The 26,882-nt window shown below is 66.3% G+C and carries 21 protein-coding genes; 12 read left to right on the top strand and 9 right to left on the bottom strand.

The genetic code is table 11. The features are described 5' to 3' along the window. The first annotated feature begins 129 nt into the window (after positions 1-129). The 4 genes from ACTOWJ_RS14240 to ACTOWJ_RS14255 all read left to right on the top strand — a co-directional run bounded on the left by ACTOWJ_RS14240 (position 130) and on the right by ACTOWJ_RS14255 (position 5,316). A complete protein-coding gene (locus ACTOWJ_RS14240; RefSeq protein WP_441335286.1) occupies positions 130-618 on the top strand; it encodes a hypothetical protein in 489 nt (162 codons plus the stop codon). Between the two features lie 163 nt (positions 619-781). After that, positions 782-2,419: a multicopper oxidase family protein gene (locus ACTOWJ_RS14245; RefSeq protein ID WP_441335287.1), complete on the top strand. Its 1,638-nt coding sequence runs from the start codon at positions 782-784 to the stop codon at positions 2,417-2,419. 37 nt (positions 2,420-2,456) lie between these two features. Continuing rightward, positions 2,457-3,230: an FKBP-type peptidyl-prolyl cis-trans isomerase gene (locus ACTOWJ_RS14250; RefSeq protein WP_441335288.1), complete on the top strand. Its 774-nt coding sequence runs from the start codon at positions 2,457-2,459 to the stop codon at positions 3,228-3,230. Between the two features lie 334 nt (positions 3,231-3,564). Next, on the top strand, positions 3,565-5,316 hold the full coding sequence (locus ACTOWJ_RS14255; protein ID WP_441335289.1) for a DNRLRE domain-containing protein: 1,752 nt from the start codon (positions 3,565-3,567) through the stop codon (positions 5,314-5,316). Between the two features lie 137 nt (positions 5,317-5,453). Here the strand turns inward: ACTOWJ_RS14255 and ACTOWJ_RS14260 are convergent, their stop codons facing one another. Continuing rightward, positions 5,454-5,912 carry a hypothetical protein gene (locus ACTOWJ_RS14260; RefSeq protein WP_441335290.1) on the bottom strand — a complete coding sequence of 153 codons (459 nt, stop codon included), beginning with the start codon at positions 5,910-5,912 and terminating at the stop codon, positions 5,454-5,456. Positions 5,913-6,183: 271 nt separating this feature from the next. On the opposite strand from ACTOWJ_RS14260, the gene ACTOWJ_RS14265 reads away from it, so the two are divergent. From ACTOWJ_RS14265 to ACTOWJ_RS14275, 3 genes are all read left to right on the top strand, one after another. Further along, positions 6,184-6,378, top strand: coding sequence for a hypothetical protein (locus ACTOWJ_RS14265; RefSeq protein WP_441335291.1), 195 nt, complete (start codon positions 6,184-6,186; stop codon positions 6,376-6,378). Positions 6,379-6,795: 417 nt separating this feature from the next. Further along, positions 6,796-7,764 (top strand): TerC family protein, encoded by a 969-nt coding sequence (locus ACTOWJ_RS14270; protein ID WP_441335292.1) that lies wholly within the window; start codon positions 6,796-6,798, stop codon positions 7,762-7,764. A 444-nt stretch (positions 7,765-8,208) separates the two neighbouring features. Then, positions 8,209-8,895, top strand: coding sequence for a DNA alkylation repair protein (locus tag ACTOWJ_RS14275; protein ID WP_441335293.1), 687 nt, complete (start codon positions 8,209-8,211; stop codon positions 8,893-8,895). Between the two features lie 148 nt (positions 8,896-9,043). On the opposite strand, the gene ACTOWJ_RS14280 is transcribed toward ACTOWJ_RS14275, so the two are convergent. The 3 genes from ACTOWJ_RS14280 to ACTOWJ_RS14290 all read right to left on the bottom strand — a co-directional run bounded on the left by ACTOWJ_RS14280 (position 9,044) and on the right by ACTOWJ_RS14290 (position 13,370). Next, positions 9,044-10,906 (bottom strand): hypothetical protein, encoded by a 1,863-nt coding sequence (locus ACTOWJ_RS14280; protein ID WP_441335294.1) that lies wholly within the window; start codon positions 10,904-10,906, stop codon positions 9,044-9,046. Positions 10,907-11,146: 240 nt separating this feature from the next. After that, on the bottom strand, positions 11,147-12,151 hold the full coding sequence (locus tag ACTOWJ_RS14285; RefSeq protein ID WP_441335451.1) for an isoaspartyl peptidase/L-asparaginase family protein: 1,005 nt from the start codon (positions 12,149-12,151) through the stop codon (positions 11,147-11,149). Positions 12,152-12,299: 148 nt separating this feature from the next. Continuing rightward, a complete protein-coding gene (locus tag ACTOWJ_RS14290) occupies positions 12,300-13,370 on the bottom strand; it encodes a cyanophycinase (RefSeq protein ID WP_441335295.1) in 1,071 nt (356 codons plus the stop codon). A 129-nt stretch (positions 13,371-13,499) separates the two neighbouring features. Here ACTOWJ_RS14290 and ACTOWJ_RS14295 point away from each other — a divergent pair, with 129 nt between their 5' ends. The 3 genes from ACTOWJ_RS14295 to ACTOWJ_RS14305 all read left to right on the top strand — a co-directional run bounded on the left by ACTOWJ_RS14295 (position 13,500) and on the right by ACTOWJ_RS14305 (position 18,566). Continuing rightward, entirely contained in the window at positions 13,500-14,129 is a 630-nt protein-coding gene (locus ACTOWJ_RS14295) for an RNA polymerase sigma factor (RefSeq protein ID WP_441335296.1), read from the top strand. Then, positions 14,107-15,195: a FecR family protein gene (locus ACTOWJ_RS14300; RefSeq protein WP_441335297.1), complete on the top strand. Its 1,089-nt coding sequence runs from the start codon at positions 14,107-14,109 to the stop codon at positions 15,193-15,195. The genes ACTOWJ_RS14295 and ACTOWJ_RS14300 overlap by 23 nt, the downstream gene beginning before the upstream one ends. A gap of 305 nt (positions 15,196-15,500) precedes the next feature. Next, positions 15,501-18,566 carry a TonB-dependent receptor domain-containing protein gene (locus tag ACTOWJ_RS14305; protein ID WP_441335298.1) on the top strand — a complete coding sequence of 1,022 codons (3,066 nt, stop codon included), beginning with the start codon at positions 15,501-15,503 and terminating at the stop codon, positions 18,564-18,566. Between the two features lie 69 nt (positions 18,567-18,635). Here ACTOWJ_RS14305 and ACTOWJ_RS14310 read toward each other — a convergent pair whose 3' ends face one another. Next, complete coding sequence (locus ACTOWJ_RS14310; RefSeq protein WP_441335299.1) at positions 18,636-19,409, bottom strand: trans-aconitate 2-methyltransferase; 774 nt, start codon at positions 19,407-19,409, stop codon at positions 18,636-18,638. A gap of 198 nt (positions 19,410-19,607) precedes the next feature. On the opposite strand from ACTOWJ_RS14310, the gene ACTOWJ_RS14315 reads away from it, so the two are divergent. Next, on the top strand, positions 19,608-20,516 hold the full coding sequence (locus ACTOWJ_RS14315; protein ID WP_441335300.1) for an NAD(P)-dependent oxidoreductase: 909 nt from the start codon (positions 19,608-19,610) through the stop codon (positions 20,514-20,516). A gap of 6 nt (positions 20,517-20,522) precedes the next feature. Here the strand turns inward: ACTOWJ_RS14315 and ACTOWJ_RS14320 are convergent, their stop codons facing one another. After that, positions 20,523-20,936, bottom strand: a complete 414-nt coding sequence (locus ACTOWJ_RS14320; RefSeq protein WP_441335301.1) for a hypothetical protein — start codon at positions 20,934-20,936, stop codon at positions 20,523-20,525. A gap of 335 nt (positions 20,937-21,271) precedes the next feature. On the opposite strand from ACTOWJ_RS14320, the gene ACTOWJ_RS14325 reads away from it, so the two are divergent. After that, a complete protein-coding gene (locus ACTOWJ_RS14325) occupies positions 21,272-23,473 on the top strand; it encodes a carbohydrate-binding protein (protein WP_441335302.1) in 2,202 nt (733 codons plus the stop codon). Between the two features lie 199 nt (positions 23,474-23,672). Here the strand turns inward: ACTOWJ_RS14325 and ACTOWJ_RS14330 are convergent, their stop codons facing one another. From ACTOWJ_RS14330 to ACTOWJ_RS14340, 3 genes are all read right to left on the bottom strand, one after another. Continuing rightward, entirely contained in the window at positions 23,673-24,638 is a 966-nt protein-coding gene (locus ACTOWJ_RS14330) for a hypothetical protein (RefSeq protein ID WP_441335303.1), read from the bottom strand. A 39-nt stretch (positions 24,639-24,677) separates the two neighbouring features. Continuing rightward, on the bottom strand, positions 24,678-25,430 hold the full coding sequence (locus tag ACTOWJ_RS14335; protein WP_441335304.1) for a hypothetical protein: 753 nt from the start codon (positions 25,428-25,430) through the stop codon (positions 24,678-24,680). Between the two features lie 352 nt (positions 25,431-25,782). Continuing rightward, positions 25,783-26,697 (bottom strand): hypothetical protein, encoded by a 915-nt coding sequence (locus tag ACTOWJ_RS14340; protein WP_441335305.1) that lies wholly within the window; start codon positions 26,695-26,697, stop codon positions 25,783-25,785. Positions 26,698-26,882: the final 185 nt, after the last annotated feature.

Consider the following 26,882-nt stretch of genomic DNA (forward strand, 5'->3'; position numbering starts at 1 on the left):
GTTTCGCGGTCGCGGCTTGCGCCGCGAAACGACTGCGTCAACGCAAAAACACGAGACCTGATCGAATCCGCCCTCAACGTGTACAGTGGCCGCGCCGGGGGGCGAGCGCAGCGATGTCGAGGGAAGGGAATGAATCAAGCGATCCGATTGGCCGGGTTCTTCGCCGCACACGCGGTATGGTGCGTGGCCGATGGCGAAGACCTGATTCCGATCTATGCCTTCGAAACCGAGCAGGGCGAACGGCAGATGGTCCGCTACGCCAGCGAGCAGATCGAGACCGGCGTCGGCGAGGCGCGCGCGCGGCTGTCGCTCAACCCGGATCAGGCCCGCCACGCGGTCCTGGTCCACGACGGCTACGTCACCCTGCCTTCGGGCCGCACCGATGCGCTGATCCTGAGCGTGCGCGATTACCCCGGCGATCTGGCCGCGACCATGGCCGTGCCCTACCGCAACGCCGCCCATCCGCAGGGCTTCGCCGTGCACCGGCCCAAGTTTCTCGATTGGCGCGGCGTCAGCGATCCGGATTACGACGCGCTGGGCGAGAGCTTCTTCGCCGGCGTGGAGGAACACGAAATGGGCGACCGGGTCTGGCAGGCCAAACTCGACGATTCGCTGTGACCGCCGCCGCGCGCTGAGCCGCTGCGGCCACCGGCATTGATCCACGTCACAGAAGCGCAGCGCCAAAGCGGAAACTGCAATCTGCGGCATGGATGATGTCGGGTCCTTCGCGCCGGTCGCGTGCGAGGGCCCCAACCCGCCACCAATCGGAAACCGCGTACCGATGAGCGATCCGCAACGCCGCCGTTTCCTGATCGGCCTCACCGTCGGCGGCGCGGCCTGCGTGGCCGGGCCGGTGGCGATGTGGCGCTGGACCGGTGGCCACGGCCATCGCCTGGCCTCGGCGCCGGATCTGCAGTTGCTGCCGCCCGATGCGCGCTTCGTGCAACCGCTGCGCCTGCCCGGTGGCGACGGGCTGATGGCGCAAATCGATCTCAAGCAGCCGCTCGAACTGGCCGCGCGCGGCATCGCCCAAGGTTTGTTTCCGGGTGCGGCGACCACGCTGTGGTCCTATGTCGCCACCGTCGGCGGACGCGAGGCGATCAATCCGGTATTGCGCGCGCGCCGCGGCGAGGTCATCGACGTCGGCCTGGACAATCGTCTGGCCGAAGCCACCACCATCCACTGGCACGGCCTGTCGGTGGACGAGGCCAACGACGGCAGCGGCCTGCATCCGGTCGAGGCCGGTGCGCGGCGGCGTTATCGCCTGCGCATCGACAATCGCGCCGGACTGTATTGGTATCACGCCCATCCGCACGGCCGCACCGGTGTGCAGTTGCAGCGCGGCCTGGCCGGTTTGCTGCTGATCGAGGACGAAGAAGAACTCGCGCTGCGCGCGCGACTGGGCATGCGTTGGGGTGAGCGCGATCTGCCGCTGATGATCAGCGACAAGCAGGTCGGCGCCGACAACGCGATCGTCTACAAGGACGGCGCCGACGACTGGATCGGCAACCGGGTGCTGATCAACTGGACGCCCGAACCGTACCTGGAAGTGATTCCCGCCTGGTACCGGTTCCGCCTGGCCAACGTCGCCAACGCGCGCATGCTGCGCCCGTGTTTCATGCACGGCGACAAGGTCTTGCCGATGCAGTTGATCGGTTGCGACGGCGGCCTGCTCGAACGCGCCTGGCCGGTCGACGACGTGTTTCTCGCGCCGGCCCAGCGGGTCGATGTGCTGGTCGACTTCGGCGCGCTGCCCCCGGGCGAAAAAGTGCTGCTGCGCAGCCTGGACTACGTGGCGATGGAGAACGAGGACGAGTCCGGCGCGTTCCTGCCCGATCCGATGGGCGACCACCCCGGCGCCGCGGCGATGGGCGAGGCGTTGGATCTGATGGAGCTGCGGGTGATCGAGTGCGCGCCGCGCGACCGTCCGCCGGCGCGACTGCCTGACCTGCAGGCGCTGTCGAAGATCGATCCCATGCCCGACACCGCCGGCTGGCCAGTGCGCGCCTTGCGTCTGCGCATGGACGAAGAAGGGCGCTGGTTCATCAACGACTGGAACTTCCATCTCAGCGGTCACGAGCCGTCGTTCTCGATCAAGCGCGGCAGCCGCGAGGTCTGGGAAATCCGCAACAGCATGACCAGCATGCCGCACCCGATCCATCTGCACGGCTTCCAGTTCCGGGTGCTGTCGCGCGCGATCAGCCCGCCCGACATCCGCGGCCGTCAGGTCGCGCCGGGCGGTTTGAATCCGCAGGATCTGGGTTTCAACGACACCGTGGTGGTGTGGCCGGGCGAGATCGTGCGGCTGGCCATCGATTTCTCGCAACCCTTCGCCGGCACCCAGCGCTACATGCTTCATTGCCACAACCTCGAACACGAGGACATGGGTATGATGCTGACCTTCGCGGTGACGGATTGATCGCGGCGTTCGTCTACGCCATTCCTGGAGCATAGTCATGCCGCGTCCCCGTTTTCGTCTTTCCGCGATGTCGCTGTCGCTGTCGATGTTGTTCGCGCTGAGCGCCTGCAACTCGCCGAGCGACCGCGGCGCCGCCGCGGCCGCCGCGCCGGCGCTGACCGCGGCCGAGGTCAGCAGCGAGAAAGCCAAGATCAGCTACATCGTCGGCCGCGATTTCGCCGCCAGCATCGAACCGATCCGCGGCGAACTCGACCAAGCGTTGGTGCTGCGCGCAATCCGCGACGCCCAGGCCGGACGCGCCTCGCTGTTCGACCAGGCGCAGAGCCAGCGCATCCGCGAAGGCTTCAGCGAGCATCTGCGCGGCAAGCACGACGCCGACGTCAAGGCGATCGCCGCGCGCAACCTCGCCGCGGGCGAAGCGTTCCTGAAAAAGAACGCCGCCGCGCAAGGGATCAAGACCACCGCTTCGGGCCTGCAGTACCGGGTGCTCGCCGAAGGCAAGGGCGCGCACCCCAAGGCCAGCGACACGGTGCGGGTGAACTATGTCGGCCGGCTGCTCGACGGCAGCAAGTTCGAAAGCACCTACGACACCGATCACCCGGCCGAATTCGTGCTGGCGCAGGTGATGCCGGGTTGGACCGAGGGGGTGCAGCTGATGACGCCAGGCGCGAAGTTCCGCTTCTGGGTTCCCGCCTCGCTGGCCTACGGCGAGCGCGGCATGGCCGGACAGATCGAGCCCAATTCGGTGCTGGATTTCGAGATCGAGTTGCTGGAGATCGCCGGGCAGGGCACGCCGACGCACGATGAGTGAGGGCGGGTATCGATTCGGCCGGAAGCAATAGCGTCGGGGCTGAAGCTCCTCCCACAAAAAACTTCGGACCATCGAGGCCTTTTGTAGGAGGGGCTTCAGCCCCGACGCTTTACGCTCGGCCGCAGCAAACGCCCGCGCTCCAGGCGCATCTTCCGTCACCGATCGTCGGCCAAGCGCCCAACTTGTGACCGCAGCCTCAGCCAGCCACGCAACGGCCGCGAAATCCGTCGCAATCGTGTAGCAGTTTTCCGGCCACACTCCGCAGCCATCGTGGGCCGCTTGCAGGCGGCTTGGCCCGATCCTTCCCAGCCACTCCCGTCTCCGGAGACAGCCAGTGAATTCCAAGCTCAAGGGCGCGCCCGCCCACGGCGCCATCGCCACCCTGCTGATCGGCGCCGCCGCGCTCGCGCCCGCGCAGGCCGGCCAGCGCACGTTGCAACTGTCCGAAGACGACACCCACAGCAAGCCGATCGCCGCGGCGACCGCATCGCTGCGCGCCACGCCGCTGGCCAAGGCCGCGGCCGATCGGGTCTGCGAAACCGGCGCCCGCTGGCTGCGCATCGGCTTCAAGGAACTCAAGCTGGCCGGTTACGACTCGCTGGTGCTCACCAGCAGCGGCGGCGACAAGCTGGTGTTCGAAGGCGGCCACTGGAACGATCGCAGCTTCACCACCCGCGCCTTGCGCGGCGAATGCGTCGACATCAAGCCTTACTTCAGCCAGCCCGCCAGCGGCTTCCAGCTCGATCGCTACGAGTACAGCGCGGTGCCGCTGGACAAGGCCACCGTGGTGGTCGCTGGCGCCGGCGATATCTGCGACACCAGCGGCAACGCCTGCCAGGGCACCTCCGACCTGATCGTCGCGATCAATCCGACCGCGGTGTTCACCGCCGGCGACAACGCCTACAACAGCGGCACGCTGAGCGAATACAACAACCGCTACGCGCCGACCTGGGGCCGCTTCAAGGCGCTGACCAGCCCGTCGCCGGGCAACCACGACTACAGCACGTCCGGCGCCAAGGGGTACTTCGACTACTTCAACGGCGCCGGCAATCAGACCGGCCCGGCCGGCGATCGCAGCAAGGGTTACTACAGCTGGGATGTCGGCGACTGGCATTTCATTGCCCTGAACACGATGTCGGGCGGTACGGTTGCCACCGCGCAAGTCACATGGCTCAAGAGCGATCTGGCCGCCAACACCAAGCCCTGCACCGCGGCGTACTTCCATCACCCGCTGGTCAGCCGCGGCAGCTACAGCGGTTATAGCCAGGTCAAGCCGTTCTGGGATGCGTTGTATGCGGCCAAGGCCGATCTGGTGCTGGTCGGTCACGACCACAACTACCAGCGCTACGGCAAGATGAACGCCAGTCAGGGCGCGGCCAGCGACGGCATCCGCCAAGTGCTGGTCGGCACCGGCGGTCGCGCGTTCTACGACATCAGCGGCAGCCATCCGTTGCTGGAGGCCAGCAACGACAGCACCTTCGGCGTGCTCAAGCTGAGCTTGACCGCGAGCGGCTACACCGGCGACTTCGTGCCGCGCGCGGGCAGCAGCTACACCGATCATTTCACCGGCACCTGCAACAAGGGCGGCAGCCCCTCGCAATCGCTGACGCTCAACGCGGTGCGCGACGTCACGGTGAAATCCGGCGGCACCCGCGACAACACCGCGACCTTGTTCGCCGACGGCAGCGACGGCGGCCAGGTGCTGCGCGGGCTGATGGGCTGGAACCTGTCGAGCGCGGCCGGTCTGAACCTCACCGGCGCGCAGATCAAGCTGCAGGTCAGCGACAAATCCAGCGGCGCTTACGATCTGTACCAGGTCGCCGCCACGTGGACCGAAGCCAACGCGACCTACAGCGGCGCCACCTTGGGCACCAAGCTCGGTTCGGTTACGCCCAACGCGACCGGCGCGCAATACGTGACGCTCAATGCGGCCGGCTTGCAGTTGGTCAAGAACTGGGCCTCCGGCGCAGTCGCCAACAACGGCGTCATCCTGGTGCCGGCCTCGGGCGTCACCGACGGCGTGGACTGGTCCTCGCGCGAAGGCGCCAACGCGCCGCAGCTGATCCTGAGCTACACCACGCCGTAACGCGGTGGCCTGAATCGCGCGATGCGCTTCGGCGCTATCGGCTGCGCGATAAACGACAACGACAACGCCCGCGATCGCGGGCGTTGTCGTTACCGCTGTAGGTCCATCGCTATCGGTCCGCTGCCGGACCGCGGCATTCAACTCAACGCTTGCAACGCGGGCCGCGCGCTCGCGCCCGCGCCGATCATCAACTTGACCGATTCCTTGATGCGTTCGGCGCCACCGAGCTTGACCGCGGCGATCAGGCGATCGCCGATGGTCTTGTGTTCGTCGGTGGTGTTGCTGGCGTGCGCTCCGAGAATCGCCAGACCTTTTTCGGTCAACCGGTAACGCAAGGCCAGATGCACGAACGGAACGCCGTTCAACGACTCCTTGACGCAAGCGGTACTGCGCAGATACCCCTCGTCCATCAGCCACTCGAAGGTCGCGCCGCAGGCGAGCACCGCCGCGGCCATGGCTTCGCGATTGGACGGGTCCACACCCGGAAGATGACGCGCCGATTCCTCGGCGTTGAATCGGGCTACGACGGGATGCCGCTCAAGCGCCGCCGCGCAGATTCGCGCGGTGGCAATGCTGAAAACCTCGATGTTTTTCATGTATGACGCCCCCTGACGTCCTTGTATTTACGAGGGCATTACGTAAAGACGGTGTGATGAAAAAGAATGTAAGAAACTGAAAAATAAAGACTATTTCTTGAGTTTCGTCGCGTGTGAACTGTGATGCCGACCGGCCGGACCATGACAAACTGACCCGGCGCGACACAAGCGATACGCGTTGCGGCACCCGCGCCGATGCGGGCCGATCAGGTACCTGAACGAGTGTTGGCTCTTAAATGCCCGGCGTTCGGTCGGAGCCAATCCGATCGGCGTGTCCGATCGTATCGGGCAGGTTCGCAGGCGATGCGATCGCCGCCTGCGCGCCGTCGCCGCGATGCGCCTGTTCGCGGCGCTATCGAGCAAGCGCGTGTTTGCGCAACTCGTTGTCGGCACGAGGTTCGGGTACGCGCGGATACGAACCATCGCTGTTGGCGGTGATGCGGCCGTGCAGGTCGGGTCGGTCTGAATGGCGCAGATCGAATCGCCGTCGTGTTGCAGCCACGGCGCCTTTCACGTCGGCGCGATTCGTGAATTGACGTGCGCAAGCGCTGCACCGCACCCGGCCTCGAAAGCCCCGCGAATACGGCGGCGAGATCCGCTAAGTCGCGGATTGTGAACTGCAATTCAGCCGCCCGCGTGCTATCGTGCCTGCAGAAGGGGAGTAGCTCCCAACTGCCGCATCGTCATTACGGGCCCACGGCTCCGGTGCGACAGGCGTCCGAACCCCAGCCACGCGCCGGACGGATGCGAGCAAGACCTTCGCCGAACGCGGCGAAGGCACGTCTCCCGATCTCCTCCGGACGACGCTTCGCGGCTTGCGGCCATCAGGCTGGCTCTTCGCGGAGCACGGCTCTTCGCAGAGCTTTTTCATCGGGAGATTCAAATGGAAACCATCGGCAGTCCGATGTTGTGGGGCGCATTCGCCGCCTTCGTCGTCGTCGCCCTGCTCGTCGATCTGGTGCTGATGCGCCATGGCGGGCCGCACAAAGTCACCTTCAAGGAAGCCGCCTGGTGGAGTCTGGGCTGGATCGTGCTCGCGCTGCTGTTCAACGCCGGCCTGTGGTGGTGGTTGAGCCAGCAAGCTGGCGCTGAAGTAGGCAACCGCATCGGGCTTGAGTTCTTAACCGGATACTTGGTCGAGAAATCGCTGGCGATCGACAACATCTTCGTGTTCCTGATGCTGTTCTCGTATTTCGCCGTGCCCGAGGAACAGCGCCAGCGCGTGCTGGTGATCGGCGTGCTCGGCGCGATCGTGCTGCGTGCGGTGCTGATCTTCGCCGGCGCCCTGCTGCTGGCCAAGTTCCACTGGATCCTTTACGTCTTCGGCGCGTTCCTGGTGATCACCGGCGTCAAGATGCTGCTCGCCGCGGGCAAGGCGCCGGATCTGGACAACAACCCGGTGCTCAAGTGGATGCGCGGACATCTGCGCCTGACCGACGAGTATCACGACAGCAAGCTGTCGATCCTGCGCGAAGGCCAGCGTTGGTACACGCCGTTGTTCGCGGTGATCGTGCTGATCGGCGTAACCGACGTGATCTTCGCGGTGGACTCGATTCCGGCGATCTTCGCCATCACCGACGATCCCTTCATCGTGCTGACCTCCAACGTGTTCGCCGTGCTCGGCCTGCGCGCGATGTTCTTCCTGCTGCAAGGCATGGCCGACCGCTTCCACTTGCTGCCCTACGGCCTGGCCCTGGTGCTGGTGTTCATCGGTACCAAGATGCTGCTGATCGATATCTACAAGGTGCCGATCCTGGTGTCGTTGCTCGGCGTGGCGGCGATCATCGGTACCTCGGTGGCGCTGAGCCTGCTCAAGCCGGCGCCGGCCAAGCCCGATTCGGGCGCGGCCTGATCGTACCCAGCCTGATCGTACCTGGCCCGATCGGACGAACGGCCGGCTGAAACACCCGAACACCAGTCGTGGGACATGACGGACCGCGGCGCCATGGTTACATTGGTGCCGCGGTCCGTTTTTCGTTTCCAACTCCAACGACGGTGTCGCGACATGGCCAGAGCCGCCACTCTTTCCACCATCGCCAAGGCGGCGGGCCGATCGACGATCACGCGCGCGACCCAGAAGCAGGCCGGGGCTAGCAAGCCGGCTGCAAAGAAAGTCGTAGCGAAACCGCCTGCGGCGAAAAAGCCTGCGGCGTCGAAGGTTGCGAGCAAGAAAACGGTCAAGACAGTTCTGCCGGCGAAACCGGCCGTACCTGTCAAAACGAAGGCCGCCACAGCGCGCAGTCCAGACCATGGCGCCGCATCCCCGCGCACGCTGGCGACCCGTCTCGACGATGCCATGCATCAACTCAGGACCTCGTCCAGCGAAGCCTATCGCGACGGTTTGGCGCGCTACGCCATTCCCTCCGACCGTGCTTTCGGCGTGCCCATGGGTTCGATTCAGGCCATCGCCAAGCGTTCAGGCCGCGACCACGACCTCGCCGCCGCGTTGTGGAGCAGCGGTTGGTACGAAGCGCGACTGCTCGCGTCCTATGTCGACGATCCCGCCCAAGTCACCGCCGCGCAGATGGACGCCTGGAGCCGCGACTTCGACAACTGGGCGGTTTGCGACACGATCTGCTTCGCCTTGTTCGACCGCATCCCGTTGGCCTGGCGCAAGATCGAACAATGGGCGCCGCGTCGCGACGAATACGTCCGCCGCGCCGCGTTCGCGCTGCTCGCCAGCAAGACCGTGCACGACAAGGCCGCCGACGACGCGTTGTTTCTGCGCGGGCTGGAACTGATCGAAACCCACGCCGGCGACGAGCGCAACTTCGTCAAGAAAGCGATCAACTGGGCGCTGCGTTCGATCGGCAAGCGCAACCTGGCCCTGCACCGAGCGGCCGTGGCCACGGCCACGCGGCTGGCCGCATCGGAGCAGTCCGCACCGCGCTGGATCGGCAAGGATGCGTTGCGTGAGCTCAACAGCGCAGCGGTGTTGGCGCGCCTGGCGAAGAAGAACGAGAAGAACAAGAAGAACAATTAGAAACAGCCGAACCCGCGCAGGGCGGCGCGGTGACCATTACTCTTTGCCGCCTGGGTTCGAACGTCCAACGGCCACGGCGCCGGCGAATGCCGCGCGCCCCGGTTTCCCTGATCTTCATCGGTACTGCGCATGCTCGCTACATCTGCGCTTACCAGACGTAACCGAACTGCGCCTGCGGCGTGTACTGCAGCTCGTACTCTGAACTCCAGCCTTCGCCCAGTTCCGTCGTCGACAAGTGAACTTGCGAACTCGGGTGGTAGAACAAGTACAAGGGGCGCGTGCCTTGAATGGCGTTGGCCTCGATATAGCCGAGCAAGCCTTCCTGGATTTGGCCATTGCAGTCGGCCGCTGTCCACAGGAAGTGATCGACCCGACCGATCACTGAACAACGGTACAGCGGTACAGCGCCAGTCGACGGGGTACTCTTGATTCGGAATGGCGATGCTTTGGTGTCCAGCACATAGCCGGTGCCGTCGTACTCATGCGGATCGGTGCTGTAGGCGCGGTCGTTGCCCGACACCCAGCGGTAGACCTGCTTGGTCGGCAGCACCGAGACCGCGCCGTTACCGATTTGATATTGCCCGGACTTGGCTAGGAGTACCGACGGGTCAGGGCTGCCGCTGCGTACCGCGTGGATGTAAAGAGGCGCGGTGTTCGTGGCGGAAACCGCTGATGCGGGCAATGTCGCTTGAAACCGATGGGGCGTGCCCGTGGTCGTGCCGCAGACTTGATTCTCGCTCGCCAGATTCGGCAGGTTCGCGGTGGCGACGGTCAACAAATCGCCGCCCCGTTCGTGGGACTGGCCACCAAACAACGCCACGGTGATCGGTGTATTCCAGGCGCGCGCACAGGCCCAGCCATCGACGATCCAATTCGCGCCTTGCTGGCGTATTTCATCGACATAGCCCATCAGCGGATAAGTCTGCCGCGCAACGAGCTTCAGATTCTTGACGCTCAATCCCAGGTGGGCATAAGTATTCGAGTTATCCGGTAGATAAGCCTCAGGATTGAATACCAGAGTCGAAACGTAGTAGTCCTCAGGGCGATAGGACAGCAGGGGTTTCTTATTGGCGCTGAGGAATTCATTGGATCTTTTAAGTACTTCACGGAAGCCGGTGGCGTTGACTGTCAGTTTGTACGGATAGTAATCGGGTGAAGCATCCTGTCTCATTGCGGTCGTGGCCTGATCCGACAGGTTGAGCTCTGGGATATGACCTAGCGGCAAGTTGACTATCAGGCAGCCCGAATCGGGATCGTTCATGACATTGAACTCGGCTTGGTCGATACGCGGGTCGAATGCGGCGGCGCCGAGACAGATGGTGCGCTGGTGGCCGCTGGTGGCTTCGTTGATGAGAAGGTAGCCAAGGACGTTGAGCTGTCCTTTGTTGAGGGTGTCGCGGTCGGAGGTCTTCACCCTAAGATCGAACGAAAACTCGATCTCGTCCTGGTAAGAATAGCGAAATGGGTAATGCCAACGGCTGAAGTCGTATTGCAGAACCGAGGTCGCTTTGCAGTACTCGTTGTGTACTGGGAAGTCAGGCGAGTGGATGTTTATGCCGATCTCGCCATCCTTGACTTGAAAGCCGCTGGAGCCCGGCCACAAGGCATCGGTCGCGGCTTGATGAAGCGCGTACGGCGAATCGACTTGTAGACCTGTCCATGGGGTGAAGTGAGTCGAAGACGAGGCGGCATGAAGGCGTACGGTTTCGTCATCGGCCCACAGCACCATGTTCATCTGATCCTGAGGAATCGAGGATACTTTACGCCCACCGGCCATTTCGTAGTACGACAATTGTCCGGGAACCGAAGGGCCGCGGCAGGGGCCAGTCTTGTCGTGCGTACCTATGTACAAGTTCGAATTGACCGAACTTAGCATCGGCTGTTCGACCAGAATAGACTCTCGATAGGACAGGCCACTTCCCACCAAGCCATCGCAAGAAGCGCTAGAACAATAAGCCAACGCGGCGATGCCGGCGAGTACGAGATCTGCGCGGCGATTCGTGTGGATCATAGACATCCTTGTTGCGGCGTTGAGATTGAAAGTAGTGGAGACGTACAGTTCTATTGTATGGCCGCGCTGTCTGTAATGTTGAGACGGAACCAATGGCAGCGGATGCTTGGTATGAACAGCGTCGAAGCAGCAGTAAGTACCAGTGAAATCAACAAGGTCGCGTAGAAGTCTAGTCGTGTCAGGTTGTCATGCACCATTCTCGATTGAATTTTGCTGCAACCAAGCAGGTATCTGTACTTACTACTCGCCCCCAGGCTCGGCGAGCTTCTCATCCTTGAACAACGCCACGTGCGGCACGCCGTCGGCGCCGATCCAGCCGCGGTACATGCCTTCGGTGTTGAACGGCAGGGCGAAGCGGCCGTCGCTGGTCAGCGCGATCGCGCCGCCGTCGCCGCCGGCCTTGGGGATGTCGCCGTTGATCACGCCCTCGGCGGCTTCGCGGATGCTCTGTCCGGCGTATTGCACGCGCGCGCAGATCTCGTGCGCGGCGACGGCTCGGATGTAGTACTCGCCCCAGCCGGTGCCCGACACCGCGCAGCGCGCGTTGGCGTAGGTGCCGGCGCCGATGATCGGCGAATCGCCGACGCGGCCGTAGCGTTTGTTGGTCATGCCGCCGGTGGAGGTGCCGGCGGCCAGATGGCCTTGCGCGTCGAGCGCGACCGCGCCGACGGTGCCGAAGTGTTTCGCGGTTTCGACATCGGCGTGGGCCCGGCCGGAGGCTTCTTCCTTGAGCGCCTTCTGCAGCTGTCGCCAACGTTTTTCGGTGCGGAAGTACGAAGGTTCCACCAGGCTCACGCCTTGTTCCTTGGCGAAGGCTTCGGCGCCGTCGCCGGTCATCATCACGTGCTTGGATTTTTCCATCACCGTGCGCGCGAGCAGGATCGGATTCTTGACCCGCTGCACGCCGGCGACCGCGCCGGCGCGCAGGCTGGCGCCGTCCATCACCGCCGAGTCGAGTTCGTTCTTGCCGTCGTGGGTGAACACCGCGCCGCGGCCGGCGTTGAACTGGGGTGCGTCTTCGAGCACGGTGATCGCCGCGGTGACGGCATCGAGCGCCGGCTTGCCGGCGGCCAGTTGCGCATGGCCGGCGCGCAGCGCTTTGTCCAGCGCGGCACGCGCGTCCTTCTGGTCCTGTTCGCTCAGGCCGGCGCGTTCGACGCCGGCGCCGCCGTGGATGACCAGCACCGGCTGGATCGGCGGCGGCGTCGCCGCGGCGGGCAAGGCCAGCGCCAGCGACAAGGCCATCGACAGCGCGGCGACGCGCGCGCGGCGATGGAGGCGAGAAGGGCGAGGGCGCAACGGCTGCTTCATCTGCGGCTCCACATTGGTGAGGGCGAGATCGCTGAGGGCGGGGTCGGATCGGGCGAACCGCGCGGCGTCGAAGCCACGGCTTTCAGGCGCCGGGCTGGCGCCGGATCAACTGCCCGGCCTGGACATCATAAAGCTCGGAGAACGCGGGTCGTTCGATCTTGAGATCGCGCATCCGCAGCGCACTGCCGCTGTCCAGGCCGATCACCGGCACCGCGCGCAGGCTCAGCGGCCGGCCCGGCGCGTAGACCTGTGCCGGTTGCTGCGCTCGCACCAGCCAGACCTTGCCGCCGTTGCCGCTGAATACGCGGCCCTGACCGCGCGCATCGATGCACAGCGCGGTGTGTTCGTCCACGCCCAGGCCGATCAGGTCCTGGCGCTTGTGCTCGTTCGACAGCCGCGCCAGAAAGGCGATCAGCCGGCCGAGGCGGTCGCGCTTGCCGAAATGGCTGTCGGTGATGACCCGCTGCAGATGCGGCATGTGCAGAAAATCCTCGACCAAGGTCAGCTGCGGCCCGGCCGGATCGGCCAGCGCGGTCGACGAGACCAGACTGCCGCCGTCCATCGCGCCGTAGGCGTAGGCGCCGAGGATCGCCAGCCCCGCGCTGGTGCCGCCGATGGGTTTGCCCGCGCGCACGTGCGCGTCGAGCGCGCGCGCCAGCGGGGTGCCTTTCCAATAACGCACGTAGTTGGATTGATCGCCACCGGCGATGAAGATGCCGTCGGCGCGGCGCACGATCTCCAGCACCCGCGAATCGCTGGCGGCGCGGCGATCGTCGAACACCAGGGTTTGCGCGGCGGTGATGCCGCCGATGTCGTGGAAGAATTCGTTCTGCGCTTCCACCGTGCCCGATGCGCGCAGGATCACGATGCGGCCGTTGCCGGCGCGCTGGATCATCCAGGCGAAGGCTTCGCGCGGCCATTCGCCGCCGCCGACCAGCATCAGCCCGGCCTGGGTCGGCGCGGGCCGCGGCGCGGACACATCGCCGATCTGGTAATAGCGATAGCCGTCGCGTCGCGAGGGATCGGGCGCGGTGGCGTCGCGCGCCGGGTCGGTTGCGGGCTGCGCGCAGGCCGCGCCGCCCGCCGTCAACCACAACGCCGCCAGCGCGATCGCGCGCCAGCGGGGCCGGTCGGGGGTCGAACCACTGCGCATCGCTCGTTCTCCGCATCGATCCCAAGCCGTGACGAAGCAAGACGGCCCAATCCCCCACGGCCGTCGCAGATCGCGCCGATGCCGGGCGCGAGCGTGGCGGCGGCCCTGGCGCTGGGCTAATGTCCGCGCATGCAGACCGCCCTCGACGCCTGGTTCGCCAGTGAAATCCTCGTGCACGAACAGGCGCTGGTCCACTATCTGCGGCGTTGTTGGCCGCGGGCCGACGAGGTCCACGACCTGCGCCAGGAAGTGTATGTGCGGGTGTACGAAGCCGCCGGCCACGCCCGCCCGCACCAGCCCAAATCGTTCCTGTTCGCCACCGCGCGGCATCTGATGACCGACCGCCAGCGGCGCGAGCGGGTGGTGTCGATCGAGCCAGTGGGTGATTTCGAGTCCTTGAACGTCTTGATAGACGAGGTCTCTCCCGAACGCCGACTCAGCGCCCGGCAGAACCTGCGGCGCCTGGCCGACGCGTTCGACTGCCTGCCCGAACGTTGCCGGGAGGTGGTCTGGCTGCGCCGGGTGGAGGAACTGTCGCAAAAACAGGTGGCGCAGCGCATGGGCATCACCGAGAAGACCGTGGAGAAACAGATCGCCAAGGGCATGCGCCTGCTGGCGGAGCATTACTACGGCGGCGAGCAGGCCTTGCGCGGCGGCGACGAAGACGTCGCGCCGGACGCGCGGCCGGCGCAATCCCATGGCGCAGTACCGGCGCAGGACGACAGGAATCGCGAACATGGCGGAAAGCAGACAGATTGAGCAAGCCGCCGCCGAATGGTTGGTCCGCCGCGACGGCGGCGACTGGTCGGCGCAGGCGCAATCGCAGCTCGATGCCTGGTTGACGCAGTCCACGGCGCACCGGGTCGCATTCGTGCGGTTGAGCGCGGCGTGGGACGAGAGCGACCGCTTGAAGGCGCTGGCGGCCGGCACGACGGCCGGCGAGGCGCCCGCGCGCGCGCAATGGGCGTCGTCGCCGTTCGCGGGGCCCGCCGAGGCGCGCACGGAGCAAGCGCAGGACAGCCATGGCGAGGCGATGCCGGCGCGCGCCGACGCGCTGGTGTTCGCGCCGCGTGCGCGCGCGCGGCGCCGACACGGCGCGCGTTATGTCGCCGTCGCCGCGGCGGTACTGGTGGCGGTGTCGTTGTGGTGGGGATGGTGGCAATACGGCGCGGTCGAACACGCGTCCTACCGCACCGCGATGGGCGCCACCGACACGGTGCCGATGGCCGATGGTTCGCGCGCGACGCTCAGCAGCGACAGCAGTATCGACGTCGCTCTCTCGCGCGGACAACGTCGGGTCGAGTTGCGGCGGGGCGAGGCGTTCTTCGATGTGACCAAGGATCCGCGCCGACCGTTCGCGGTCGAAGCAGGCGGCCGCCGCGTGGTCGCGGTCGGCACCCACTTTTCGGTCCGCCGCGATGGTGGCGAGCTGCGGGTGGTGGTCACCGAGGGCACGGTGCGATTGGAATCGCAGCCGATCGGCGGCCACGACCAGCCGACCACGCTGTTGCCGGCCGGCAGCATCGCTCTGGCCGGACCCAACGGCGTGCTGGTGCGCAGCGTGTCGGTCGAGGAGGCAGAGCGTTACGTCGATTGGCGCAATGGCTACCTGGTGTTCCGCGATACGCCGTTGGCCGTCGCGGCGGCGGAGTTCAACCGCTACAACGCGCGCAAGCTGGTGATCGGCGACGCGGCGGCGGGCCAGTTGCGGGTCGGGGGCAATTTCCGCTGGTCCAATGCCGAGGTGTTCGTCGGTCTGCTGGAACAGGCGATGCCGGTGCGGGTGGAGCGGCTGGAGGATCGGATCGTGTTGCACAGCCGCTGAGTAGGGCGGGGAGGCTGCGCTCGGCGATGACCCTCACCCCAACCCCTCTCCCGCAAGCGGGAGAGGGGCTCGATACGAAGTTGATGGGTTCTTCTTCGGCGGCGTGCGGAGCGGGGCGGATTTGCAGGCGCCGGCGCGCCCTCATCCCAACCCTCTCGCGCGAGCGGGGCTTGGTACGCGGGTTTTTGATTAGTTCGAAGACGCGATCCGCACTGCACCCGCGGGTATGCGGGATTTGTCGGGTGGGTTCGTCTGAGTTAAATCGACGGTGCCGTCGAGCGCCGGACCGGGGAGGGGGAGAGTCGATGGTGAGACGTCTGCGGGGGATGTGGTTGACTCTGGCGTGCGGCGCGGCCTTGTCCGCGCAAGCGCAAAGTGGGCGCGTGGACGTTCCGGCCGGCGATCTGACCGTCGCGCTGGATGCGCTGGCGCGCCAGTCGGGCGTGCAGTTCGTGTATTCGGCCGATCGGCTCAGGGGCCTGCGCACTCGGGGCGTGCAGGGCACGATGACGCCCGCCGATGCGCTCGATCGTCTGCTTCAGGGCAGCGGCTACGCCGCGCGTCGCGACGCTTCTGGTGCGATCGCGATCGTCAAGGCCGCCGCGCCCGCGCGGCCGGCGGCGCCGCGGCCGCAACCGGTGCCGCGCGGCGCCAGCCTCGACCTCGATGAGCCGGCCGCCGTCGACCTGCAGGTCGTCCAGGTCACCGGTTCGCGCATTCCGCGCGCGCAGATCGAAGGCCCGGCGCCGGTAACGGTGATGACCGCGCAGGAGATCAAGGCCAACGGTTTCACTACCGTACCCGACGTGCTGCGCGCGATGACCCAGAACAGCGGGGAGACGCAGAGCCAGCAGTCCAACAGCGGCGGCGACTTTTCGCCCGGCGCGCAACAGGTCGATCTGCGCGGACTGGGGCCCAACCACACCCTGGTACTGGTCAATGGCCGCCGCATCGCCGATTTCCCGATGCCGTTCAAGGGCCGCAGCAACTTCACCGACATCTCGAACATTCCGCTCGGCATGGTCGACCGGATCGAAATCCTGACCGGCAGCGCGTCGGCGATCTACGGTTCGGACGCGATCTCCGGCGTGGTCAATTTCATCCTCAAGAAACAGGCCGACGGCACCACGGTCGATTTCCGCATGGGCGACACCACCCGCGGCGGCGGCGAGTCGTTCAACCTCAGCGTGTCCAGCGGCTACAGCGGCGAACGTTTCGATGCGATCTACGGCGTGGAACTGCGAGCGCAGAACCCGTTGTGGGCTTACGATCGCGCGCGGCAGGACTCCACTGGCGACGCGCCGACCGCATCGGCTCGCGCTGCGCGCCGCGGCTTTCTGCGCACCAACGGCGACGACGAATTCCTGGACCCTGGTACCGCATGCGGACCCCTGGCGTATCTCAACGGTGGCACCACCCGCCGCGCCTCGCGCCCGCGCTTGGGCCCCGACGGCGGAGAAGGGTATTTCTGCGGCAGCGAGCAAGCGATCAGCTACGGCACCATCACCAGCAAGCGTGAAGGCCTCAACGCTTACGCTTCGCTGGGGTATCGCTTGGACAGCGGCTCGCAGTGGTTCGCCGATATGCAATTGGGTTATCACGAATTGTCGATGTTTCGCGATGTCGGCCATTGGAGTTATCAAGCGCCCGACGGCAACGAGCGGGGCTACTTCTTCAACCGGGCCACCGACCAGGTCGAATACTGGCAGCGTCAGTTCGCGCCCGAGGAGATGGGCGGCCTGGACGCCGGCACGGTTCGCAACCGGCAGAAGACTTTCAGTCTCGCCACCGGGTTCAAGGGACGACTGGGGCAGCACTGGGATTGGGAATCCGCGTTGAGCCACTCGCAGTACCAGGCGACGATCAGTTGGCCGCAGATCGTCGCGGCCAAGGGTAATGCGCTGTTTCTGGGGCCGCAGCTCGGCGTGGACGAGGACGGCCTTGCGATCTTCGACGTCGATCCCGAGCGCCTGTATCGCCCACTGACCCGCAGCGAATACGATTCCATCGCCGCACGCACCACCTACCAACCCAAGTCCCGCACCGACACGCTGTCGCTGACCTTCACCAACACCGAGCTGTTCGCCACGCCGGCCGGCGCAGTCGGTTTCGCCGGCACCCTGGAAGCCGGCAGCCAGAGCTACAAGCTGCGTCCGGATCCGCTGGCCACGCAGTACTACTACTACAGTTGGCGCGATTCCGACGGCCACGGCAGCCGCGATCGCTGGGCCGCCGCCGGCGAATTGCGGGTGCCTTTGTTCGAGCGCCTGAATCTCAGCGTCGCCGGCCGTTACGACCAATACCGCTACAGCGGCAATCGCATCGACAAGCTCACCTACAGCGCCGGCCTGGAATGGCGGCCGCTGCAATCGCTGCTGGTGCGCGCCTCCTACGGCAGCGCGTTCCGCGCGCCGGATCTGCATTACGTTTTCGCCGGCGAAGGCAACGCGGAAGCCTTCAGCATGGACTACTACCGTTGCCGCAACGAAGAGCCCGGCACCGACCTGAAGGAGTGCTCGTTTTCCGAAGAAAACCTGATCGTGACCCGCAGCGGCAATCGCAAGCTCGGACCGGAAACCAGCACCTCTTGGACCGCCGGCGTGGTCTGGTCGCCGCTGGCGAATCTGGATTTCTCGCTGGACTACTTCGATATCGACTTGCGCGATCAGGTGCAGGACCTGCGGGTCGACGGCATTCTCCAGGACGAGGCCAGCTGCCGCCTCGGCCAGCGGCCCGATGGGACGCCGGTGAGCGCGAATTCGCCGACCTGCGTCGATGCGCTCGCGCGCATCGTCCGAAGCAGCGACGGTCGCCTCTACGGCGCCTCGGTCAATCCGATCAACATCGCCAACGAGCGCACCAACGGCCTGGATTTCAACGCGCGCTACCGGCTCGAAACCGCGATCGGCGGCTTTCGCTTCAACGGCAGCTACAGCTGGGTGCGCGAGCACGAGAGCCGGCAATATGCCGGCGACCGGGCCCTGGATCAGTTCGCGATCAACAACGGCTTCGACATCCCGCGCAGCAAGGCCAGTGCCAGCGTGAGCTGGGAAAAGGATCGTTGGACCGCGACCGTGCACGGCGAGCGCCTGGGCAAGCTGCCCAACTACGATTCCTACAATCGGATCTACGATCCGGCCGACGGCGGCCATCTCTGGGTCAACGCGACCTACCGCTACAACCTGTCGATGCAATACCGCTTCAGCGATTACGCGCAGCTGGCGCTGTCGGTGATCAATGTGTTCGACAAGCTGCCGCCGAGGGATGCGAGCTACACCACCTATCCCTACTACGACATATCCTGGTTCGACACGCTCGGCCGCCAGATCTTCGTGCAGTACACGCACAAATTCGGCGGCGACGCGCTGTAACGCTTTGGCTCTTCGCCGCAAGGAGGCGGCGGAGAGATTTTGCCGTGTCGCCGGCGCGAACGGCGGGCGTCAACCGCCGCCCGGAGTGCGCGCCACCACGAAGATCCGGCGGAACTCGAACCAGGTCGTGCCGTCGCCGCGCGGCGGATAGGCGCGGTCCAGCATCGGCGCCAGATCCCGGCGGAACTGCTGCCACTCCTGCTCGTCCAAGGCGGCCTTGACCGGACGCAGGGCGGTGCCGGTGATCCACTCCAACACCGCGTTCTCGCCGGCCAGCCGCTGGGTGTAGGTGGTTTCCCAGGCGTCGACCATGCAGCCTTGCGCGGCCAGGCGTTCGGCGTACTGCGGCGGCGTATCGACCGCGTCGTCCTCGCGCAGGCCGACCTCGGCCAAGCGCGCGGCCCAGCGCGCGCTGGCGGCCAACTCGCGGGTCAGCGCGTGCGAAGGCGCGTCGAAATTGCCCGGTACCTGGATCGCGATCCACGCGCCCGGCGGCAGTTCGCGCGCCCAGCGTTCGAGCAACTGCCGATGCTCGGGCACCCATTGCAGCACCGCGTTGGAAATCACCACGTCGGTATCGGGCTTGGGCGTCCATTCGCGCACGTCGAGCAGTTCGGCGGCGATGCCCGCCGCGCGCGCGGCCTGCACCATCTCGGGCGAATTGTCGCTGGCTTCCAGCGCCGCATCGGGCCAGCGCTGCGCCAGGCTCAGGGTCAGATTGCCCGGGCCGCAACCCAGATCGACGACCCGGCGCGGCGTCTGCGCGCCGATCCGCGCGGTCAGATCGAAGAACGGCCGCCCGCGCAGGTCGGCGAAGTCGAGGTATTTACCGGGATCCCACACGGATACGCTCCACGATGACGTCGATCCGGGAAATATACGCCGCGTCCGTGGCCGCCGCGTGCGCGCCGGTTTGCCGGCCGTGGCCGTAGCGCTCGCGGCGCGCGCCCTGGAGGCGCGGCGCACGCTACCGGGCCTGGATCGTGACTAGACTGTGGCGGCGACGACCCGATCGCGCGCACGCGCATTCGCAGAGGCGGCATGAATACCGACAGCGTTACCGACACCCTCACCGACATCGGCTTCATCGGTCTGGGCGTGATGGGCCAACCGATGGCCTTGAACCTCGCGCGCGCGGGTATGGCGCCGATCGTATGGAACCGTTCGGCGCGCGCGTTGCGGGTGCTCGGCGATGCCGGCGCGCGCGTGGCCGCCGATCCGGCCGACGTATTCCGGCGCGCGCGCGTGGTGATCGTGATGCTCGCCGACGAGGCGGCGATCGACGCGGTGCTCGGCCGCGATGGTTCGCGCTTCGCGATCGATCTGCGCGAACGCATCGTGGTCCACATGGGCACCACCTCGGCCGAGTATTCGCGCGAGCTGGAGGCCGACATCCGCGCCGCCGGCGGCGGCTACGTCGAAGCGCCGGTGTCGGGTTCGCGGATTCCGGCCGAGAACGGCCAACTGGTGGCGATGCTCGCCGGCGACGACACGGCGGTACGCGAGGTACAGCCCCTGCTCGCGCCGATGTGCGCGCAGGCTTTCGTCTGCGGAGCGGTGCCCAACGCCTTGTGGATGAAGCTGTCGGTGAACCTGTTCCTGATCTCGATGGTCACCGGCCTGGCCGAGTCGGTGCATTTCGCCGAGCGCCACGGCCTGGACCTGCATCAGTTGCAGGCCGTGCTCGACGCCGGGCCGATGGCGAGCGCGGTGTCGAAGATCAAGTTGGCCAAGCTGGTCGACTGCGAGTATTCGGTCCAGGCCGCGCTGGCCGACGTGCTCAAGAACAATCAGTTGATCGCCCAGGCCGCGCGCCGCGCCGAGATCGCTTCGCCGCTGCTCGACGTATGCCACGCGTTGTTCGGCGAAGCGCTGCAGTTGGGCCATGGCGCGTCGGACATGGCGGCGGTGGTGCATGCGATCCAGGCGCGCACCCAGGCCGGCGGCTGAGCGCGATCAACCGTTCGGCCGGTCCACCAGCGCGCTGAGCTTCTTCGGCGCCAGCACGCAGTAGCTTTCGGTGATCAGATCGGCGATCTCGTCCCAGTCGCTGTGCGCATCGAGGCGGATACCGACGATGTTGGCGAACCACACCGGACGGAAGAACGGCGGCCGGGAGAATTTCGGCGCAGCCAGTCGCGCGGGCGGTAGACGGAAGGTCAATACGAGCATCGGGCCGGCGCTGCCGGCGGCTTCGGCGTAGGCGGGCGGCCAGCCCTCGGCGATCATCACCGCGTGGGCGAAGTTCTTCTTCGCCACCACCCAGCGAATACCGGTCCAGGCCGATTCTTCGACGACTTCGGGCAGGCCCATGCAGATGGCGTTGAGCCGGCTCTGGATCGAAGGCGGAATCGGCGGGTGCTCGGCCATGCTCGGCGCTCCTGGCGGTCGCAACTGCGCGCGTGATCGTGGGTCCGGCCCATGGTGAATCGTGCATGCGATCCATGCAACGGCTCGCGGCTCGAATCGGATCATCGGTAACCAAATGTGCGAACGCACAGCGGCCGCACGGCCGGTGGCCGAATCCGGGCCGATTGCGCGGATCGAGCGCGACCTGCATCAGCAAGTTCGCCACGCGTTCGCGTCGCGCGCGTACGACCTTCGGCTAATCCGCTACGCAGGCGGCAGATCGCCGCGTGGATCCGGGTAGAACGGGCGCGCACCGCTGCATCCGTCAGCGCGATTTCGTTCGGAGACCCCAACCCGTGAAGACAGTATTCGGCCTTGTGATCGGTTTTGCATTCGCCTTGAGTTGGCCCGCGGGTCAGGCCCGCGCCGGAACCCCGTACGGAGGCAGCGCCTGGGCGTTGCCCGGCACGGTGCAGGCCGAGAACTTCGACCTGGGCGGCCAGAACGTGGGCTACTACAACCCGGGCAACAGCAATCCAGGCGGCCAGTATCGCAACGAGGGCGTCGGCATCGAAGCCAGCGGCGACAGCGGCGGCGGCTTCAACGTGGGTTGGACGGTCGGCGAGGAATGGCTCAACTACACGGTGAATGTTCTGCAGGCGGGCAACTACACCGTGCAGGTGCGGGTGGCCAGTCAAGGCGCGGGCGGCAACTTCCATTTCAACGTCGACGGCGTCGCCGCGACCTCGACGCTGAGCGTGCCCGACACCGGCGGCTGGCAGAACTGGCGCACCTTGTCGGCGCCGATCTCCTTGTCCGCGGGCTCGCACGTGATCCAACTGCGCATGGACAGCGTCGGCGCCGGCGGCAGCACCGGAAACTTCAACTGGTTCTCGATCGGCAACGTCGTCGCGACGCCGGATTTCGGCCCGAACGTGGTGATCTTCGACCCGGCTTCGTCGGCCTCGCAGATGCAGGCCACCGCCAACGACATCTTCCGGCTGCAGGAAGAAAATCAATTCGGCCCGGACCGGTACGCGATTGTGTTCAAGCCGGGCAACTACAACATCGACGTCAACGTCGGTTTCTACACTCAGGTGCTGGGCTTGGGCGCGGCGCCGGGCGACGTCGTCATCAACGGCGCAGTGCACGCCGAGGCCGATTGGTTCGACGGCAACGCCACCCACAACTTCTGGCGCGCGGCCGAGAATCTGGCGATCAATCCCAGCGGCGGCCTCAATCGCTGGGCGGTGTCGCAGGCCGCGCCGTTCCGGCGCATCCACGTGCGCGGCAACATGGCGCTGGACGACAACGGTTGGTCGAGCGGCGGCTTTATCGCCGACAGCCGCGTCGACGGCCAGATCAATTCCGGCGGCCAGCAGCAATGGTTCACCCGCAACTCGCAAATGGGCAGCTGGGCCGGCTCGAACTGGAACATGGTCTTCGCCGGCGTCAGCGGCGCGCCGAACGGCGCGTCATGGCCCAACCCGCCCAACACCGTGCGCGCCACCGTGCCGGTGGTGCGCGAGAAGCCGTTCTTGACCGTGGACGCGTCCAACCGCTACAGCGTGTTCGTACCGGCCTTGCGCAGCGACAGCAGCGGCACCAGTTGGGGCAACGGCGCCGCGGCCGGGCAGTCGATTCCGATCGAGTCCTTCCATATCGCCCGCGCCGGGCGCGACACCGCGGCAACGCTCAATGCTGCGTTGAATCAAGGCAAGCATCTGCTGTTCACCCCGGGCATCTACCGCTTGAACGACACCTTGCGGGTGACCCGCGCCAACACCGTGGTGCTCGGTATCGGCCTGGCGACCTTGATTCCCGACAACGGCGTCAATGCGATGAACGTGGCCGACGTCGACGGGGTCAAGATCGCCGGCGTGCTGTTCGATGCCGGCGTGACCAACTCGCAGGTGTTGCTGGAAGTCGGCCCCAACGGCAGCTCGGCCAGCCACGCGGGCAACCCCACCTCGCTGCACGACGTGTTCTTCCGCGTCGGCGGCGCCGCGGTAGGCCGCGCGACGGTGAGCTTGAAGATCAACAGTCACGATGTGATCGCCGATCACCTGTGGCTGTGGCGCGCCGATCACGGCAGCGGTTGGGGCTGGGATCTCAACACCACGGTCAACGGCCTGATCGTCAACGGCAACAACGTGTCGGCCTACGGTTTGTTCGTCGAGCACTTCCACAAGTATCAGACCATCTGGAACGGCAACAACGGCCGGGTGTACTTCTATCAGAGCGAGATTCCCTACGACGTGCCCAATCAGGCCAGCTGGATGAACAACGGCGTCAACGGTTTCGCCTCCTACAAGGTCGCCGATTCGGTGACCAGCCACGACGCCTGGGGCGTGGGTATCTACTGTTTCTTCAACGTCAACCGCAGCGTCAAGCTGTTCAGCGCGATCGAAGCGCCGGCAGCGGGTTTGAACGGCGCGATGTTCCACAACATGACCACGGTGTCGCTGGGTGGCGGTTATGGTGAGATCACGCATGTCATCAACCAGTACGGCGATGCTGCCAATGCGACCAATACCACGGTGCGTTTGGTGAAGTGATCGGTGAAAGGCGCGGACGATGCCGGCGCGTCGTCCGCGTCCGCGAGAGCGATCGACGATGGAAGTGCGGGTGTAGGAGCGGCGCAAGCCGCGACCGCGGACTGGCCGTTTGCGGCGTGGACGCGATGTCGCGGTCGCGGCTTGCGCCGCTCCTACAAGGGCGGCTTCGATCGACGCGAGCGGGGCGGATGATCCGACCTTAAAACTCGCAGGCGTCCCAGCCCTGCGGCGTGGCCTGGGTCGATGGGTCCTTGAAGTTCTGGCGCAGCGCGGTCTGCGCCCAGTCGTCGGCCTGCGCGACTTGCGCCGCGCTCAGATTCGCCGTGGCCGTAGCCAATTGCCGATCGAGCTGGGCGACGCGGTGCGGCTCGGCGCCCAGACGGTAGAGCTTGAGGTAGCGGTAGTGCTGCACCGGGTCGCTGCCGATCAGCCCGGCGAGCAGCTGCTGCGAGCCGGGCTCATAGGCCTGCTGCAACAGATCGACCACGCGCCAGTCGCCGGCGGCCAGGCCGCCGTCGATCAGCGCCGAAGTCGCGTTGCGATAAGACTGCAAGGATTCGGGATGGCGGATCAGGCTGCGCGCGTCGTACAGCGGCCCGCGTTCGAGATAACAGGCGCGCGCCTGCGCATCGCCCAGGCGCGCCGCCTGGGCCAGGTTGGGCACCAAGGTGTCGAGCAGCTTGTCGTCGACGCCGGCGCACAGCGCCTGGTGATTGCGCACCGCCTGCTGTCGCAGCTGCATCGCATCGAGCTGCAGTTGATAGGTGCGCAGCTGCGCCGCGCTCATGCCGTCGGTGGATTTTCCGGTGAGTTCGCTGGTCGCGCCGTCGTTCTTCCACTGCGAACCGCGCAACCGGTTGCAGCGATCCAGATCGCGCAGCAGTCGGCTGGCCGCGTCCTTGTCGCCGCCGTTGGCGCGCGCCTGCAGTCGCGCGTAGCTGTCCTTCAACGGCGCATTGGGCGGCGGCAGCAGGCCGCGTTCGTCGCTCGGAGGGCTGGCGCCGATCGTCGCGGATTCGCCGGCCGCATCCGTCGCGGTCGCGCCGACGATGGCGACATGCATCGGCGCGGTCGGCCGCGTCACGTCGGCGCGGCCGAGAAAGTACGCGCCGACCACCGCGGCCAGCGCGGCGATCGCCATCAACAAGGTGCCTTTGCTTCGCATATCGTCCCGCAGTGGCGATGGAAACCGTCGCCGTCTCATTCAATCGTAAGGAAACACGCACGGATCCCACAACGGACCGTCCGCGCCGATCGGCTTGGCTTGGAAATCGTCGTTGAAGGTCTTGCCTGCCCAGGCGTCGGCCTGGGCGATCTGCGCCGCGCTGAGTTTGGCCGCGGCGCGCTGCAGATCGCTTTCGATCTCTCCGCGATCCTGACCCGCCGGCGCGCCGAGTCCGAACAGCTTGAGATAGCGGTAACGCTGATACGGATCGGTGCCGACCGCGGCCGACAGCAGATTCGACGAGCCGGGTTGGTAGGCGTTGCGCAATACGTCGACCACGCGCCAATCGCCGCCGTCCAGCCCGGCCTGGATCAGCGCCTGTGCATCGCGCCGGTACGATCCCAAGCGTTCGGGATGATCGAGCAGGCTGCCCGGATCGTAATTGGGTCCGCGTTCGAGGTAGCACGCGCGCGCATACGGCTCGCCCAGCTGCGCGGCGCGGCGCAAGTTCGGCAGCAGGCTGTCGAGTGCGTCCTGGCCGGCGCCGTCGCACAGGTCGCGGATCGAGTTCATGTTCTGCCGGCGCGATTCGACGCCGTCGAGTTGCGCGCGATAGCTCTTCAACTGCTCGGCGTTCATCGAGTCGACCGCCTGCGCGAGCAACTCATCGGACAACTTGGCGTTATCGCGATCCAGGCGCTCGAAACGGCGGCACAGGCTGACGTCGCGGTACAGCCGGGTCGCGGCCGCGACATCGCCGGCGTCGGCCCGCGCTTGCATATCCGCGTACATGTACTTCAATGGAGTTCCCGGCGCGGGAAGCTTTCCTGCAGTGCCCGCGCCGGGTTTCGTCCCTGAGTGCGCTCCATGCTTCACGCCGTCTTCCTCCGCGGCCGATCCTTCGGCGGCGGGGGTTCCCGGCGGTTGCGCGCCGGTAGAAGAACGGCCTTGAACGAGACCGGCGTAATACACGCCGCCGGCCACGAACAATCCGGCGACGGCCGCGGCGAGCATGCGGCCGCGCATCAACGCGACGACCGTCCGGCGGCCGGCGAAGGCCGCATCGCATCCACGATCCCATCGCCGCCGTGCATCCCGATCCACTCCAAAGCGCAATCGATGGGATGCATCCTAGCCAACTTCCTTACTGCTCGCTGGCCAGCACGTACTCCGATGCGGAGAGCGACGCGTTGCCGGTCATGATCGCGGTGTTCTTGCCCGCGGCGGCCGGCAAGCCCACTTTCAGGTTGACCGCGCCCGACACCAGCGCGTCGAGAATCGGCGTCAGGATCGGCAGCCCCAAGGCGATGTTGCCGCAGCCCTTGGCCGCGGGCACGGCGAAGGAGTTGTCCACCAGGGTGGTGTCGTCGACCTGCAGATAGCCGATGAAGTTCGGTTCGTCGGTCCACACGTTGGTGACCACGCCCGGATTGCCGGCGATGGGAAGATTGGGCGCCGGCGGCGCGGTGGTGCCGGTCTGCAGCTTCAGCACGATCGGATCCTGGGCCGAGCCGATGTAGCAACTGCCGCCGAGGAACGGATTGTCCAGGCGCACGCGCACGGCCAGTCGCGCGGCGGTGGGATCGCTGCCGTCGGTGGGCGGGTACAGCGCATTGCCGAAGTTGGTCTGCACGTTCTGCACCGGCTCGAGCGTCGCGTTGACGTCGTTGACCGCGCCGACGATGGCCCAGAACGCCGTCCACAACGGGCCCGGCCAGTTCGGCGCGGGATTGACGATGCCGAGCAGGCCGCCGGGCACCTTGGCCGAGGGCGCCGACAGCGTCGGTCCACCGACCGCGGCGTACAACGGCGAGGGGCCGATGTTCTCGATTCCGCCCTGCAGCACGATCGGTTTGTCGATCGGCATGCTGGTGCTGCCGATGTTGAGCGAACCCGACGTGGTCCGGTTGATCACGCAGGTGGTCACCGTCGGATTGGTGTACGGGCAGAACCGGAACATCGCGTAGGGGCCCGAAGGCGTGCCGGCGGTCGCCGAGGTTGCTTGTCCAACCAGCAACACCGCCGTCGCCACAGCGAAAGAAAGCGACGTCTTGCGCATAGTGAATCCTCCATTGAGTAGGTCGGCCGGCGCGCGCGCCCGGCGACGCCGAACGCTGCCCAGGGTGCGGCAGCGTTCGGCGCGGCGGCGGCGCGATCGGTGATGTCCCCGCTTCGAGCGGGGGTTTCGCCAGGGCCGCGAGGGCCGGACAGGACACGCGCCTGCCCGGCCTGCAAGTCCTTGCG

The sequence above is a fragment of the Lysobacter sp. CA199 genome (genome assembly GCF_052078715.1).
GTDB lineage: Bacteria > Pseudomonadota > Gammaproteobacteria > Xanthomonadales > Xanthomonadaceae > Lysobacter.